The sequence below is a fragment of the Neobacillus sp. 114 genome (genome assembly GCF_030127045.1).
GTDB classification, from domain to species: domain Bacteria; phylum Bacillota; class Bacilli; order Bacillales; family Cytobacillaceae; genus Neobacillus; species Neobacillus rhizophilus.
Genome location: NZ_CP126144.1, coordinates 5,271,430 through 5,287,098, shown reverse-complemented (window position 1 = coordinate 5,287,098; position 15,669 = coordinate 5,271,430). Strand labels below are relative to the sequence as shown.

At 42.4% G+C, this 15,669-nt stretch carries 14 protein-coding genes; 11 read left to right on the top strand and 3 right to left on the bottom strand.

Going from position 1 to position 15,669, the window contains the following annotated elements:
- Position 1: 1 nt before the first annotated feature.
- Complete coding sequence (locus QNN06_RS25995; RefSeq protein WP_213117914.1) at positions 2 to 424, top strand: disulfide oxidoreductase; 423 nt, start codon at positions 2 to 4, stop codon at positions 422 to 424.
- 8 nt (positions 425 to 432) lie between these two features.
- Here QNN06_RS25995 and QNN06_RS25990 read toward each other — a convergent pair whose 3' ends face one another.
- Both QNN06_RS25990 and QNN06_RS25985 read right to left on the bottom strand, forming a co-directional pair.
- Positions 433 to 1,323, bottom strand: a complete 891-nt coding sequence (locus QNN06_RS25990; RefSeq protein WP_213117915.1) for a DUF2935 domain-containing protein — start codon at positions 1,321 to 1,323, stop codon at positions 433 to 435.
- A gap of 86 nt (positions 1,324 to 1,409) precedes the next feature.
- On the bottom strand, positions 1,410 to 1,649 hold the full coding sequence (locus QNN06_RS25985) for a glutaredoxin family protein (RefSeq protein WP_213117916.1): 240 nt from the start codon (positions 1,647 to 1,649) through the stop codon (positions 1,410 to 1,412).
- Positions 1,650 to 1,923: 274 nt separating this feature from the next.
- Here QNN06_RS25985 and QNN06_RS25980 point away from each other — a divergent pair, with 274 nt between their 5' ends.
- Positions 1,924 to 2,520: a cell wall hydrolase gene (locus QNN06_RS25980; protein ID WP_213117917.1), complete on the top strand. Its 597-nt coding sequence runs from the start codon at positions 1,924 to 1,926 to the stop codon at positions 2,518 to 2,520.
- Positions 2,521 to 2,605: 85 nt separating this feature from the next.
- On the opposite strand, the gene speB is transcribed toward QNN06_RS25980, so the two are convergent.
- The gene (speB, locus tag QNN06_RS25975; RefSeq protein WP_213117918.1) at positions 2,606 to 3,559 is read right to left on the bottom strand and encodes an agmatinase; all 954 of its coding nucleotides are present in this window, start codon (positions 3,557 to 3,559) and stop codon (positions 2,606 to 2,608) included.
- 343 nt (positions 3,560 to 3,902) lie between these two features.
- On the opposite strand from speB, the gene QNN06_RS25970 reads away from it, so the two are divergent.
- The 9 genes from QNN06_RS25970 (at position 3,903) to QNN06_RS25930 (ending at position 15,562) form a co-directional block, all read left to right on the top strand.
- Positions 3,903 to 5,243 carry an APC family permease gene (locus tag QNN06_RS25970; protein ID WP_284036226.1) on the top strand — a complete coding sequence of 447 codons (1,341 nt, stop codon included), beginning with the start codon at positions 3,903 to 3,905 and terminating at the stop codon, positions 5,241 to 5,243.
- A gap of 193 nt (positions 5,244 to 5,436) precedes the next feature.
- A complete protein-coding gene (locus tag QNN06_RS25965; RefSeq protein ID WP_213117920.1) occupies positions 5,437 to 6,720 on the top strand; it encodes a Glu/Leu/Phe/Val family dehydrogenase in 1,284 nt (427 codons plus the stop codon).
- A 14-nt stretch (positions 6,721 to 6,734) separates the two neighbouring features.
- The gene (locus QNN06_RS25960) at positions 6,735 to 7,025 is read left to right on the top strand and encodes an SAV0927 family protein (protein ID WP_284036225.1); all 291 of its coding nucleotides are present in this window, start codon (positions 6,735 to 6,737) and stop codon (positions 7,023 to 7,025) included.
- Positions 7,026 to 7,047: 22 nt separating this feature from the next.
- Positions 7,048 to 7,296: a biotin/lipoyl attachment domain-containing protein gene (locus tag QNN06_RS25955; RefSeq protein ID WP_213117922.1), complete on the top strand. Its 249-nt coding sequence runs from the start codon at positions 7,048 to 7,050 to the stop codon at positions 7,294 to 7,296.
- 136 nt (positions 7,297 to 7,432) lie between these two features.
- On the top strand, positions 7,433 to 9,565 hold the full coding sequence (locus QNN06_RS25950) for a sigma 54-interacting transcriptional regulator (protein ID WP_284036224.1): 2,133 nt from the start codon (positions 7,433 to 7,435) through the stop codon (positions 9,563 to 9,565).
- Positions 9,566 to 9,761: 196 nt separating this feature from the next.
- Entirely contained in the window at positions 9,762 to 11,255 is a 1,494-nt protein-coding gene (locus QNN06_RS25945) for an aldehyde dehydrogenase family protein (protein WP_284036223.1), read from the top strand.
- Between the two features lie 21 nt (positions 11,256 to 11,276).
- Positions 11,277 to 12,650 carry a putrescine aminotransferase gene (locus tag QNN06_RS25940; protein WP_213117925.1) on the top strand — a complete coding sequence of 458 codons (1,374 nt, stop codon included), beginning with the start codon at positions 11,277 to 11,279 and terminating at the stop codon, positions 12,648 to 12,650.
- An 81-nt stretch (positions 12,651 to 12,731) separates the two neighbouring features.
- Positions 12,732 to 14,108: a 4-aminobutyrate--2-oxoglutarate transaminase gene (gene gabT / locus QNN06_RS25935; RefSeq protein ID WP_284036222.1), complete on the top strand. Its 1,377-nt coding sequence runs from the start codon at positions 12,732 to 12,734 to the stop codon at positions 14,106 to 14,108.
- Positions 14,109 to 14,143: 35 nt separating this feature from the next.
- Entirely contained in the window at positions 14,144 to 15,562 is a 1,419-nt protein-coding gene (locus tag QNN06_RS25930) for an NAD-dependent succinate-semialdehyde dehydrogenase (protein WP_213118008.1), read from the top strand.
- Positions 15,563 to 15,669: the final 107 nt, after the last annotated feature.

The window sequence follows — 15,669 nt, the reverse complement described above, 5'->3', positions numbered from 1 at the left end:
TATGAATAAATCCCTGCTTCTTTCCTGGATTGCCGCGCTTATCGCCACTTTAGGTAGCTTGTATTTTAGTGAGGTTATGCATTTCATTCCATGTACGCTGTGCTGGTATCAGAGGATATTCATGTACCCATTGGCCATTATGTTAGGAATTGCAGTTTACCGGAATGACAACGGCATATATAAATATGTCCTTCCATTATCTATAATCGGTATGCTGATTTCGGGTTATCATACTCTGCTTCAAAAGCTTCCATATTTACAAAGGTTTGAAATGTGTACAAGCGGGGTACCTTGCTCCAAGGATTATATTAACTGGCTGGGGTTTATTACGATCCCTATCTTAGCCTTCATTGCCTTTACAATCATAACAATCAGCATGGTAATCGTGGCACGCAGCCAAAAAGAAGAGACTATCCGCGGATAGTCTCTTCTTTATATCCTCTGTTGCTCCTGTTGTTTTACCTTTAATCGTTCTTCTAAAACATGCACGATTTGCAAGAAATGGTCTGCCTCTCTGACAACATGGTCGGCTAACAGCGGGTCGATGACATTTCTAATTTGGCAGGTCTTAATAAAATCGAGGCCGGCTTGCTTGAAAGCACGCAGTTCCTGAGTGGCACTTTCACTGTCCTTATTGAGTTTTCCAATAATAGGATACGTAGGGCTTTTTTTATACAACATTGATTCAACATCTCGAGCCTGATTTAGGAGGACCTCAAAATCATCCCCAAATTTTCTTGCAGCAATCACTAAATTCCGTTCAGATTGATCGAGAAGGGAGGCGATAAAGCGCGAATGCTCCATCATAATTTTTAGCCAAAAGACATTTTCTTTGATGATCGCATCCTGGATAGGGTCTAGTATTCCATCATTTAATTTTTTTAAAGTCCTCATAAAGTATTCAGCTTCACGGGCGATATGGTCCACAAGAAGCGGGAAGTTGAACCCCATGACTTTACAATTAATGATTAAGATGAGCAGATTCCGCTTAAAATTCCGTAAACCCAATACTAACTGAATGGTATCTTCATTTAATTTCCGTACTGCTGTTACATTATAAGGCGTTTGATGAGCCCTTTTTTCCTGCTCTGCAAAGTATTGATAGAATCGGTCCGTTTGCTGGATAAGCTGCTTGTCTTTTCGATTGAAGCCTTCCCCTAAAAAATAAGAATGCTCCTTCATAATCCGCAGCCAAAATTTATTCTCAGTTAAAGAACGTTCAATAAACATTTGCTCCGTAAGAGATTCAGGTGGTGATGCAAAGTTTTCCGGGGCAATTAACATTTTGTTAAATTCCTGTTCGCTCAGTCCTTGGTAGACCATAAGCCGCCCTCCTTAAAACACGCATAGTACATTATATTTAGGGTTTAAGTGTTTATGTTAGGCTGCTTGGTCAAGTTTAAGAATTCTTACGTTAATTCAAGAAGCTTGTTCAATTTCTTCTCCTGAAATCCCAATACCAGTTTTCCATCAATAAAGGTAGCGGGGGTAGCGAAAATTTTCTTTTCCTTTAATTGCTCCAAGTACTCCTTATTAATAGAAGCATTCCGCTCTTCGAATTCAATTCCCTTTTCTTTTAAAAATGTTTTTACCTGATCGCAGTAAGAGCAGCCATTGCTGCTGTATACAATTATTTCATGACGGGACACCTGAAAAACCTCCATATACAATCTTGTAATTAAAAATAATCAATCACTTACTATATTACAAGCGTGAAACATTATGTAAAAAAGGGACCGGAATCATCCATTTTCTCCAACCACTGGATAAACAAATAAGTTGGTGATTAATACCAAAGAGCATTAGAAGCCTATTATGCTAGTTACTGCACAAGTTTTCCATTTTTTAGGTAATGAATAAGTGTGTTACAACTGATAGCCTAGGTTGTAGAGAGAACGAGCTACTAATCTAGGAGGTTATCAAATGAAAAAACTTAAAAAACTAGTAATTGCAGCCGGATTAATGTTATCAATGTCAGCTTTTACATTAAATGGACAAACAGAAGCAGCAACAACCACTCACACAGTACAATCTGGTGAGACATACTGGAATATTGCAAAAGGATTCGGTGTTCCTGTCAATAGCTTAATGGCAGCGAATAATAGCAAACCGCTTATCACTGGTAAAAATATTACTCTGCCAAACTCTCCTGTTACTGCGGCAGACAAAGAGTTAATGGCACGTTTAGTTCGTGCTGAGGCTGTTGGCGAGCCATATGCAGGGAAGGTTGCAGTTGCTGTAGTCGTCTTGAACCGCGTAAAAAGTGACCAATTCCCGAATAGCGTAAGGGAAGTTATTTATCAAATTTCAAATGGACATTATGCGTTTACACCTGTAGAAAACGGTCAAATCAATCAGGCAGCTGATGCTGAATCAAAAAGAGCTGTCAACGAAGCAATAGCTTTAATGGGTAAAGGAAATGGTTCTCTATTCTTCTATAATCCTAATACCGCTCAAAGCTCTTGGATTAAGTCGCGTGCAGTGACTGTAAAAATCGGCAACCATGTATTTGCAAGATAATCTTAGTATTTCAAAAAAAATAATTTTTAACAAAAAAGCAGTTCAATTCCAGAAAGTGGAATATGAACTGCTTTTTTTATTACTATTACTTAGTTTCTGCCAGCTCTTCTTTTTTTATTTTTAAAGCTGCAAGTGAGGCAAAATCATGGATGATGGTTGCCGCAAGTAAAGAGGTAATTTGAGTTGGATCATATGGCGGAAGTACTTCAACCAAGTCATAGCCGATAAAATTAAAATCTGTCAGTGAGCGAATTATTTGCAGAGTTTCAAAGCTGTTAAGGCCGCCAACTTCGAGCGTGCCTGTTCCCGGGGCACAGGAAGGGTCAACAAAATCGATATCGAAGCTTAAGAAACAAGGTGTGTCGCCAATTTTCTGTTTCATTTCCGCTATGACGTTTTCATATCCTCGTTCCTTTAAACCTGGAGTAGTAATGACATGATAGCCTAATTCCGTACTGGCATCGATATCCCCAGGATGGTTCAGTGTTCCTCGAATCCCCACTTGAAAGACTTTATCCGGAATCAGCAGGTTTTCTTCATATGCACGAATGAATGGCGACCCATGCCAGTATTTCTCATCATAATACGTATCCCATGTATCGGTATGGGAATCAAAATGAATTAAAGCCACAGGACCATGCACTTTGGCGGCAGCTCGGAGGTTGGCTAATGTAACGGAATGGTCCCCACCAATGCCGATTGGGACAATTCCCTGTTCCATCAGCTCACGGACAGCTTTTTCAATGACCTCATAGCTGCGGTGGATATTATGCGGGATCACAGAAACGTCGCCGATATCGATGGCGTTGCAATCCTCAAACGGATAGACCTTATGGATTGGATGATAAGGGAATAGCGTCATTGAAGCCTGGCGGATCGCCTGTGGTGCAAAGCGGGCACCGACACGAAAGGAAGCGGCTGTGTCAAAAGGCATTCCGACAATGGCGAGCTTTGCATCCTCTCTGTTTGATGGAAGCCTCATAAATGTGCCTGTTGTGCAAAACTCTGGTTTTACATCTGGTGATAATGGATATTGCATGATGGGTTCCTCCATTTTTCATTATTTATACCATTTATAGATGCAATATTTGTGCCAAAAAAAATGTCCATAGAGCGCTAAAGCCGGCTAACTTTGATAATGACAAACGGTATGTATTATGGAATAATGTATGCACATTTGAATAATTCACAATATTCTTATTTATAACTCATTACCTTCCATAGGGCAATACATAAAGAATTTTCGATAGAAACTGGTTTGGCATAAAAATTGCAAGTTTATAATTTGAAATTTACGAAGAGGGGGAATAAAAAATTCAGACGAAACAAAGGGGCCGCCGAATGATGAAAACGCTTTAAATTCAAAACTGGGGGTATGATATGTGGAAAATGGCGTAAAGCTGAAAAGATCGTTAAAGCTTTGGCAGGTAGTCATTATGGGGTTGGCCTATATGACACCAATGGTTGTCTTTGATACGTTTGGGATTGTTTCGGGTGAGACAAAGGGGCATGTCCCAACAGCCTATATTATTGCCTTGCTTGGCATGCTTTTTACGGCGGCAAGTTATGGCAAGCTTGTCAAGGTGTTTCCTCAGGCAGGTTCTGCCTATACGTATACTCAAAAAGCAATCAATGGCCATTTAGGGTTTTTGGTCGGTTGGTCATCGCTGCTTGATTATTTATTTTTGCCAATGGTAAATGCATTGTTAACTAAAATATACCTAAATGCTTTGTTTCCTTCGGTGCCGGATTTCGTTTGGGTACTATTGTTTGTCGGTATCGTTACCTACCTTAATTTAAGAAGCGTCAATATACTAGCAAACTTTAATACATTATTTGTATTTATCCAAATTGCGATTATGGTTGTCTTCATTATTCTTGTCGTTAAGGGTCTTCAAGACGGTGAAGGAACCGGAACCTTATTCAGCCTGCAGCCATTTTTTAAAGAAGGAATGAACGTGCATCTTCTCATTACAGGGGCAACCATTCTTTGCTTTTCGTTCTTGGGATTTGACGCTGTTACGACGTTATCAGAAGAAACTCCTAATCCGGAAAAAACGATCCCTAAGGCGATTATGCTTACAGCTTTATGGGGAGGTATCATTTTTATCACAACATCGTTTTTCATTCAATTGTTTTTCCCAGATATATCACGGTTCAAAGAACCTGATGCCGCCCTTCCGGAAATTGCTCTTTATGTTGGCGGCAAGCTGTTTCAATCGATTTTCTTGTGTACAACCTTTGTCAATACGCTTGCATCTGGTTTGGCTTCACATGCAAGTGTTTCAAGGTTGTTGTATGTTATGGGGCGCGATAAGGTGTTTCCGGAAAAATGGTTTGCCTATATCCATCCAAAATGGAGGACACCTGCCATTAATGTCGTGATTGTCGGCGCTATTTCGTTATCGGCCTGGTTCTTTGATTTAGTTACGGCAACATCGTTAATTAATTTTGGTGCCTTAATGGCTTTTACATTTGTTAACCTATCCGTCATCAGTCATTTTGCAATACGAAATAAAATGTACAAGACTCCAAAAGGTTTCTTTGACTATGTAGTCATGCCATTGATTGGGGCGGCCACCGTTGGCATCTTATGGATCAATCTCGAATTAAGCTCCTTAATTATGGGGTTGATTTGGTTCTCTGCTGGATTTATTTATCTGCTCTATTTAACAAAAGCATTCCGTGCGGCTCCTCCGCAATTCAAAGCGGAGGAAGCTTAAACGATAAAACGCATTCTGCCTTGGCAGGATGCGTTTTTTTCTTTTTAAAAAAGTATGCAGAAATGCATAAAACACGCATTTTTTCATAATGTCCTGTTACTTTTACCGCTTAGAACCCTTAAAAACTGCTTTTTTTATTTTTGGCACGGAACTTGCTTAATGTATTTATAACAACAAAAAATGAGGTGTTATAATGGCAATCAATTCTCTTGAGGTTAAAAAGAGAGAGGTATTAAAGGATAATTCTCTAGTTGAATTTCAGGAAACGCTGAAAGAAGCCTGCGATATTCTGAACTATCCCCCTCAAGTATACGAATTTTTAAAGAAACCGATGCGGTTTCTGGAGGTAAGCATTCCTGTAAAGATGGACAATGGACAGGTGCAGATTTTCGAAGGGTACCGTGCCCAGCACAATGATGCATCTGGACCGACCAAAGGAGGAATCCGTTTCCATCCGGATGTAACGCCGGAAGAAGTGAAGGCGTTGGCGGGATGGATGAGTTTAAAATGCGGCATCACCGATCTTCCTTACGGCGGTGCTAAAGGCGGCATTATTTGCGACCCGCGGAAAATGAGCATGGATGAGTTGGAACGATTAAGCCGAGGCTACGTTCGGGCGGTCAGCCAGATTGTCGGCCCGACCAAGGACATTCCGGCCCCTGATATGTACACAAACTCTCAAATCATGGCGTGGATGCTTGATGAGTATGACCATATCCGTGAATTTGATTCCCCAGGCTTCATTACCGGGAAGCCGATTGCCCTTGGCGGTTCAAAGGGCAGGGAAACGGCCACATCCAAAGGCGTACTTTATACCCTGCAAATGGTCTGTGAATTAAGAAAGATGGAATTAAAGGATACAAGAGTTATCATACAAGGGTTTGGAAATGTCGGAAGCTACCTTGCGAAATATTTGTATGATCTGGGTGCGAAGGTAATTGGAATAGGAGATGTACTTGGCGGCATCTTTGATGAGAACGGCCTTGATATTCCATACCTGCTTGAAAATCGCGATTCCTTCGGGATTGTTTCGAACCGCTTCCAAAATTCAGTTCCAAACCAGGAACTTTTGGAAAAAGAATGTGATGTTCTAATACCGGCAGCGATTTCCGGTGTGATCCATAAACAGAATGCGAGCCGGATTAACTGTCAGATTGTGATTGAGGCGGCAAATGGGCCAACCACCAAAGATGCCTTAACAATCCTAAATGAGCGGGAAATTCTTGTGGTTCCCGATATTTTAGCCAACTCCGGCGGTGTAATCGTTTCCTATTTTGAGTGGTGTCAGAACAATCAAGGTTATTACTGGGGCGAAGAATTAGTCGATGAACGTCTGAAGGAAAAAATAACCGCCAGCTTTAAAAATGTTTACAATACGGCGAAAAAATATCAAGTAAATATGAAAATTGCGGCTTATATTGAAGGAATTCAAAAACTGGCTGAGGCCTCCAGGCTGCGAGGCTGGTTGAAATATTAAAAGGAGGGAAATGAATGAAATTGGATATTTTATCAGAACAAAAAGAGCAGCAACTGCTACATTATTTTTGCCTTATCTCCAGCAATCACCGTTATGATTTAGCGATTGGCTATTCCAGAAATTTTTTCGGAAAAGCCATGGTCACTTCCATTCAGACTGGAAAAATGGTTCTCCTTTGCCAGGAGGATACATATGAGGACCATCATTGGGCGGAAAAATTGGGGATTGAGAAAGAGGACATTCCGGAGTTTCAAGAATTCTTTAGCCTTGTTTTGCAGCAGCGGCCCTTTCAAGAACAATATTAAACGGAGAATGGAGTTGGGATGCATGTATTTTGGAGTGGTGCTCAGCCCGTGTTACGGGACAGTGGAGAAAATTTCTATTAAAGGGACAGAAAGAATTTATGAATGGGAAACGCTTTTTTCCATTAAAACAGAAGAAGGAAAGGTTGAATTAGTGCAAACAAGTGTAAGCGGAGAAATTGAATCATTGGAGGTTCAGCAAGGAGATTATGTAATCCCCGGCATGGTCCTTGCCTATATTAAGGAGGATTTATTTGTAACGGGAAGTGATTAAAAAAGATAAGGGGACCGATCTTTAGCTTTAATAAAAAGAAGATGAAAAGTGCTCATCTTCTTTTTGAATTTTATTTAAAAAATTCGAAATTAAATGATAGTATTAAGAGTAGTCAGGAATTAAAGGGGATGAAAAAATGTTTTCCGTCGCCAAGGAAAAGATTAAACCGATTATATCAGTCATAGTAGAGGAAGAAGTTTTAATCCCGGATTTAAATCATTTTAAAGAACCCTTTTTATTCTTAGAAAAACAGGACCAGTTATTTGCTTATGTAGCACTGAATAAACAGCTGGTTGAGAAATTGAATGGGTCTGATTTTTCTAAAACCGTATTGCTTGAGAATGCCAAATCCTTGGAGAGCATCTGTCAGTTGAGCGAGCAGATCTCCTTTCCGGCTCTGTTCCAGATTATCGGCGAACCGTTTTCCATTATTAAGGGAGATGACGGCAGGCCTATGGGTTACATCCGAAGAGAAGATGCCCTGGCGGAACTGTTTAAACAGGAAAATAAAAGCGGGGACCTTTTAAAGATTCTATTAACCTCGATTCCGATGGGGATTTTTGTATTGGATAAAGAAAAGCGGATCATTAATTGCAATGAAGCCGGTTTAACGATGATTAAATCCACTGCGGAAAAGGTGTTGAACTTTCCCGGGGAAAAAATTTTCAGCCGACAGCATATCAACAATGTATTTGCAACCGGAAAGACATTCTTGAATCATCTGGAAATTTCCGATGAAATGGGCGTTCTCGTCGACTACAGTCCTATTTTTGGCTACAACGACGAAGTGGAAGGTGCTGTCATTGTTGTTCAGGATTTGCCGATGGTTGAAGAAATGGCCATGGAAATTGAATATATTAAAGACTTAAATAAAGATTTAAATGCGATTCTATCTAGCATTTATGATGAAATTCTGGTCGTCAATGCGAAGGGCGAATTAATCCGCTATAGTGAAAATATTATTAAAGATTTTTGGCAGGTAGATTTGAAAGATTTAATTGGCAAAAACGTCCTCGAGCTTGAGGACCAGGGGCTGTTTACGCCATCTGTCACGAGGCTGGTGATGGAAAAAAAGCGTAAGGTTTCGGTTGTTCAGGAAACGAAAACAGGCCGGAAAATTCTTGCTGTCGGCAATCCGGTTTTTAATGAAAAAAATGAACTGGACCGGATTATCGTGGCCTCCAGGGATATTACCGAAACCACCCGTTTAAAAACAGAACTTCAGGAAATGCGTAAAATATCGGAACAGTATAAGAAGGAACTAGATGACTTCAAAAGCAAGGATCGCTTTTTGAAAAAGCTGATCTATTGCAGTCCAAAGATGGAAAAAATCATGAATCAGGTAAAGAAAATTGCTGAGTTCTCTTCTACAGTTCTGCTTAATGGGGAATCCGGTGTGGGAAAAGAAGTGATTGCCCAGGCGATTCATCAATTAGGTAAGCGTTGCCAAAAACCATTCCTCAAATTGAACTGTGGGGCGATTCCGGAAAACTTGCTGGAAAGTGAATTATTTGGCTATGCCAAGGGTGCTTTTACCGGTGCTGATAAAAACGGCAAAGAAGGCTACTTTAAGCAAGCCGATGGAGGTATTTTATTACTGGATGAAATCGGTGAAATGCCAATGCATCTGCAGGTAAAGCTATTACGGGTCCTGCAGGAGCAGGAGGTTATCCCAGTTGGAAGCACGACACCGATTAAGGTAAATGTGCAAATCATTGCGGCGACGAATAAAAAATTAGAAAAATTGGTTGAGGAAGGAGCGTTCCGGGAGGATTTATTCTATCGGTTAAATGTTATTCCGATTCATATACCGCCGCTTCGGGAGCGGACCGAGGACATTTCACTGCTGGCTTTTCACTTTTTGCAGCAATTGAACGAAAAGTATGATAGAAACTATCACTTAACCCCAGATGCCGTTAATGTAATGGAATTTTATCCATGGCCGGGCAACGTCAGGGAGTTGCAAAACATCATCGAAAGATTGGTAGTAACAGCCGATCATCCGGCAATTGATGCCGAATTCGTCAGCCAGTTTTTATCGTTGGGCTTTGAAAGTAAAAAAATGAAGCCTGTCATCACAAGGGTAATTCCCCTGCAGGAAGCGCTTGAGCATGTAGAGGAACAGCTGATTGTTCTTGCCATGAATCAGTATAAAACGACAACCAAGGCCGCCAAAGCCCTGGGCATTAGCCAATCCTCTGTCAGCAGGAAATATCAAAAAATCCTAACCGAGAAAAATATTAAACTAGAAAATATGCCATCCTTTTAACACGAAAGCTGTTTCAGATTGAGAATCTGAGGCAGCTTTTTATTTTTCCCACCATTATGCAATACAAAATAGAGTTATGCAAAAATGAATAAACTGATTTTTAACATTCCGGAAAAATTGCAATACAGTAGTCTTTTGATTTTGGCACACTTCTTGCATAAGTAGTAAGTGAGGGTATTAAAAGGAGGAATGGGAAATGGTCGAAGTGAAGAATCAAGTAATCAACCTGAAGATGTATATCGACGGCGAGTGGAAGGATGCAGAAAATCAAGAAACCCGCCCCGTTATAAATCCGGCGAATGGAGAAGTGATTGCATACGCACCTGAAGGAACAATTGAAGATGCACGGGCGGCAATCTTTGCAGCACGGACCGCTTTTGAAGATGGTGTTTGGTCTGGATTGTCCGCTCAAGAAAGAGCCTTCTATCTATTTAAAATTGCGGATAAAATCGATCAATATGCAGACGAGTTCACTCGGCTCGAAACAATGGATAACGGGAAACCATTAAGAGAAGCCGGTTTTGATGTAGCTGACGCAGCAGCTTGTTTCCGTTATTATGCAGGACTGATTACCAAGCCTGACGGATACACCTACCATGTCGCCGATCCGATCCAGGCGATGGTGGTCCGGGAGCCGGTTGGTGTGTGTGGACTCATTGTTCCATGGAACTATCCATTATTAATGAGTGTTTGGAAAATTGCTCCGGCCTTAGCAGCGGGAAATACGATTGTGTTTAAGCCATCTGAAGTGACGCCGGTTACACCAAAGAAGCTGTTTGAAATTTTTGAAGATGTGGGTCTGCCAAAAGGGGTAGCCAATATGGTGATGGGTGCCGGTCCGGTTGTCGGCAATGAAATTGCCTCCCACCCTGAGGTGGATATGGTTTCCTTCACTGGCGGAACGAAAACGGGTAAACATATTGCGAAAACGGCTGCTGATACGATGAAGAAGGTTTCTCTGGAATTAGGCGGCAAATCGCCAAATATCATTTTCGCTGACGCCGATTTTGAAACCGCAGTCGATTATGCATTGTTTGGGATCTATGCGGGTGCCGGCCAGGTCTGTTCAGCTGGCTCAAGAATTCTTGTTGAAGAAAGCATTTATGCTCGTTTTGTTGCCCGTTTTGCAGAGAGAGCGAAGCAAATCGTGGTGGGCTCAGGGGATGATCCTTCCACAGAAATGGGGCCTCTGGTAAGCCAGCAGCATTTGGAAAAAGTTCTCCACTATATTGAGCTAGGTAAACAGGAAGGTGCCACGGTTGCCTGCGGCGGAAACAGGATTGTCCACAGCGGTTTGGGGAAAGGATATTTTGTGGAGCCGACCGTGTTCGTTGATGTGAAGCAAGAGATGAGAATTGTCCAGGAGGAGATTTTCGGTCCTGTTGTTGTGATTCAGAAGTTTAAGGATGAAGAGGAAGCTGTCAAGCTTGCTAATGGTACAGTTTACGGCCTAGCCGGTGGTGTATTCACGAATGATGGAGCAAAGGGCTTGCGTGTAATCAAAAAGCTTCGCTCGGGAATCACATGGGTGAATTCCTATCATCCTACTTATAATGAAGCGCCATGGGGCGGCTACAAACAAAGTGGAATCGGCCGCAGCCTTGGAACCTTCGGTCTTGAGGAATTCCAAGAAATTAAACAGATTAATATCAATTTGCAGGTAGAGCCAATTGGCTGGTTTTCAAACTAAAACATTATGAGGAGAGATAATATGAGTATTGATTTATCACGAGAGACGAAAAGTGAACAGAAGCTGCAGGTAACGGATTATATTAATAAGGTTTTAAGTTTAATAGAAAAAGAGGAAATTAATGCTGAGGAAGCTGCCTGGATTACAAAGGAAACAGTTGACGGCTTCCGCGAGCATGTGAACCCGGGGTTCCTTGCTTATCGTAAAACTGTTACCAAGGACGGACAATTTGCTGCTGTTGAGTGGTCCGATAACGGTGCCTGCTTTAAGGATGTAAACGGAAAGGAATATATTGACTGTCTAGGCGGATTTGGCATTTATAACGTCGGCCACCGTCATCCAAAGGTTGTTAAAGCTGTAACAGATCAGCTAAAGCGTCAGGCCCTTCACAGCCAGGACCTGCTCGACCCGCTGCGCGCGATGCTGGCGAAAATTTTGGCAGATATCACACCTGGGGATTTAAAATATTCCTATTTTAGTAACAGTGGGACGGAAAGCGTGGAGGCAGCGTTAAAGCTTGCCAAAATGTATAGCGACCGTACAACGTTTATTTCCACAACCCGTGCTTTCCATGGAAAAAGCTTAGGGTCATTGTCAGGTACAGCCAAGGGAATGTTCCGGAAGCCATTCCTGCCATTAATTCCTGGATTCCGTCATGTGCCGTTTGGCGATATCGACATGATGAGAAAAACGTTTGAAACATGTTCAATGGTTGGCGAAGACGTGGCAGCAGTAATTTTGGAACCAATTCAAGGCGAAGGCGGAATCATTTTGCCGCCGGAAGGCTACTTAAAGCAGGTTCGCGAGCTTTGTGACCAATATGGTACGCTATTGATTTTTGACGAAGTGCAGACCGGCATGGGACGCACTGGCAAAATGTTTGCTGCTGAATTGTATGATGTGGTTCCCGACATTATCTGTCTTGCGAAAGCATTCGGCGGGGGTGTTATGCCAGCGGGGGCGATTGTGGCGCGCGAGGAAGTATTCAAGAGCTGGTTTCCTAACCCATTCATGCATACCACAACTTTTGGGGGCAACCCGCTGGCCTGTGCTGCTGCGATTGCGACGATTGGTATTTTAATAGAAGAAAATCTGCCTGAGCGTGCAGCGGTTGTCGGGGAATACTTCCTTGCTGAATTGAAGAAGGCAGCGGAAGGGCATGAGGATAAAGTGCAAGAAATCCGCGGCCAAGGCTTAATGATTGGGATTGAGTTTCATAAGGATGAAATCGGCTATGAAGTGTCAAAGGGTATGTTTGACCGAGGTGTCCTAGTGGCCGGTACATTAATTAACTCTAAAACTATTCGAATTGAACCGGCGCTAACAATTAGCTACGACGAAGTTGACAAAGTCGTCAATACCTTTAAAGAAGTATTAAAACAGGTAAAGGAATAGCTTTTTAAAAAGAAGCAATCGGTAAGCTGCCGGTTGCTTCCTATTAAACAGAGGTATGTATATTAAAGGGGGAGCAATAAAGTGGAGAAGAAATATGTGAAGCTCCAAACGGAAATTCCCGGGCCGAAATCGAAGGAAATATTGGAGCGGAGAAATCAATTTGTCCCAAAAGGGATCAGTAATAACTGTCATTCGTTTGTTAAAAAGGCACAGGGAGCGCTGGTTGAGGATGTTGATGGTAATATCTTTATTGATTTTGCTGGTGCTATTGGAACAATTAACGTAGGACATTCCCATCCAAGAGTCGTAAGGGCTCTTCAGGAACAGGCAAGCCAATTTATCCACACGGGCTTTAATGTGATGATGTATGAATCGTATATTAATCTTGCTGAGAGACTTGCCAATCTCGCGCCAGGAGACTTCGATAAAAAGGTTGCATTTTTTAACAGCGGTGCGGAGGCGGTTGAAAATGCAGTGAAAATAGCACGGAAGTATACAAAGCGACAAGGAATCATATCTTTTACAAGGGGCTTCCATGGCAGAACATTAATGACAATGACAATGACAAGCAAGGTCAAGCCTTACAAGTTCGGCTTTGGGCCATTTGCCCCAGAGGTGTACAAGGCACCGTATCCATATGTTTATCGCCGCCCGGAAGGTATGAGCGAACAGCAGTACAGCGACATGATTATCGAGCAATTCGAGCAATTTTTACTTGCTGAAGTAGCACCGGAAACGATTGCCGCTGTGGTAATGGAGCCTGTCCAAGGGGAGGGCGGTTTTGTTGTTCCTGATAATTATTTTGTAAAAAAAGTGAAGGAAATTTGTGTTCAATATGGAATTCTTTTTGTAGCCGATGAAATTCAAACCGGATTTGCCCGGACAGGAAAGTACTTTGCCATTGATCATTTTGGGGTGGTACCAGACTTAATAACGATTTCCAAATCAATGGGTGCAGGTGTCCCGATTAGCGGGGTGATTGGCCGAACTGATATAATGGAAGCAGCAGATGTTGGGGAAATCGGCGGTACCTATTCCGGAAGTCCGCTTGGCTGTCGGGCGGCATTGGCGGTTTTAGATATCATTGAAAGTGAAAATCTAAATGACCGGGCAGAAAAAATTGGTGCGAGGTCGATTGAAAAAATGAAGCAATTGGCTGAGCGCTTTGAGTGCATTGGCGATGTCCGCGGACTAGGTGCGATGTGCGCAATGGAAATCGTGAAGGATCAACTAACAAAGGCTCCTGATAAAGAGGGAGTGGGAAAAATTGTCAAATCAGCTGGTGAGCGGGGGCTTCTTTTATTAAGCGCCGGGCTTTATGGAAATGTCATTCGGCTTCTGATGCCGCTTATCATCTCAGATGAACAACTGGAGGAAGGATTACAAATTCTTGAGGAAGCCTTTGAAGCCGTATATCAGAAGGATTCGGCCGCACCAGCGAGGACGGGGAGGATGTAATGGACACTGTGAAACAAAAATATCAAATTTTTCCGATGTATCTTGATGGAAAATGGGTTGGTAATGATTATGAAGTATTTACCGAAGTCATCAATCCGGCAACTAAGGAAGTCTTAGGGGCAGTACCGACCGGCGGTGCCTTTGAAGCGGAGCAGGCAGTTGATGCGGCCCATAAGGCATTTAAAACCTGGTCGAAAAAAACAGCTGAAGAACGATATCAGCTTCTCATGAAATGGTACCAGTTGATTGATGAGAATAAACTTGAAATCGCTAAGATTATGACAATGGAGCAAGGAAAGCCGTTAAAAGAGGCCGTTGGTGAGGTTCAGTACGCCAATAGTTTTATCTCGTGGTTTGCCGAGGAAGGCAAGCGGGTTTATGGGGAAACGATACCAGCTTCCCATCCAAATAAGCGCATTCTCGTACGCAAAGAGCCTGTCGGTGTTATTGCGGCGATTACTCCTTGGAACTTCCCGGCTGCAATGATTACTAGAAAAGTGGGTCCTGCGCTTGCTGCCGGTTGTACGGCGGTAGTTAAACCGGCTAATCAGACGCCTTTAACCGCGTTAAAGATGGCTGAACTTGCCCATGAAGCGGGAATACCGGAAGGCGTATTAAATGTAATAACCGGAAGATCCTCAGAAATCGGGGATGTTTGGTTGAAAGACCCTCGTGTTACTAAAATTACTTTTACCGGTTCGACAGAGGTTGGTAAAACATTAATGAGGGGCGCTGCCGAAACTGTGAAAAAAGTATCACTTGAGCTTGGCGGAAATGCACCGTTTATCGTTATGGACGATGCCAATTTAGCAAAGGCAGCTGCAGGCCTTGTCCAATCGAAATTCCGAAATGCGGGACAAACCTGTATTTGTACGAACCGTGTCTATGTACAAGAAGGTGTCGCAGAGGAATTCACGAAGCTATTCCAAGCGGAATTAGAGAAGCTTAAGGTTGGAAATGGGCTTGAAGAAGGCGTCGATATCGGGCCGTTAATCGATCAAGCAGCCCGCAGCAAGGTGGAAGAACTTTTAAAAGATGCAGTCGAAAAGGGTGGAAAGGTCGTTTATACAGGACTAAAACCGGCAGAAGAGAATGGTTATTTCTATGCCCCAACAATTTTAACAGATGTGCAGGATGACATGGAATGCATGAAGGATGAAATCTTTGGCCCGATTGCACCGATTGCGACTTTTAAGACGGAAGAAGAAGTGATTGAACGTGCCAATAATTCTAACTATGGTTTAGCTGCTTATGTCTATACCGAGAATTTGAGCCGTTCGTTTAGAATCACGGAGCAGCTAGAATACGGTATTGTCGGTCTCAACGATGCGCTTCCTTCCGTTGCGCAAGCACCGTTTGGCGGATATAAAGAAAGCGGTATTGGCCGTGAAGGTGGTCATTTCGGAATTGAAGAGTTTTTAGAAGTGAAATATATTTCCATCGGTTTGGACTAAAGTATAAATAAGCCGTGCTCCGAAACAACGGGGCACGGCTTGTTTTTATTGTTGCTAAAACTGAATCTTCCCTCTTTTTACTTTTATTCAGTTCATTTACTGTGGTA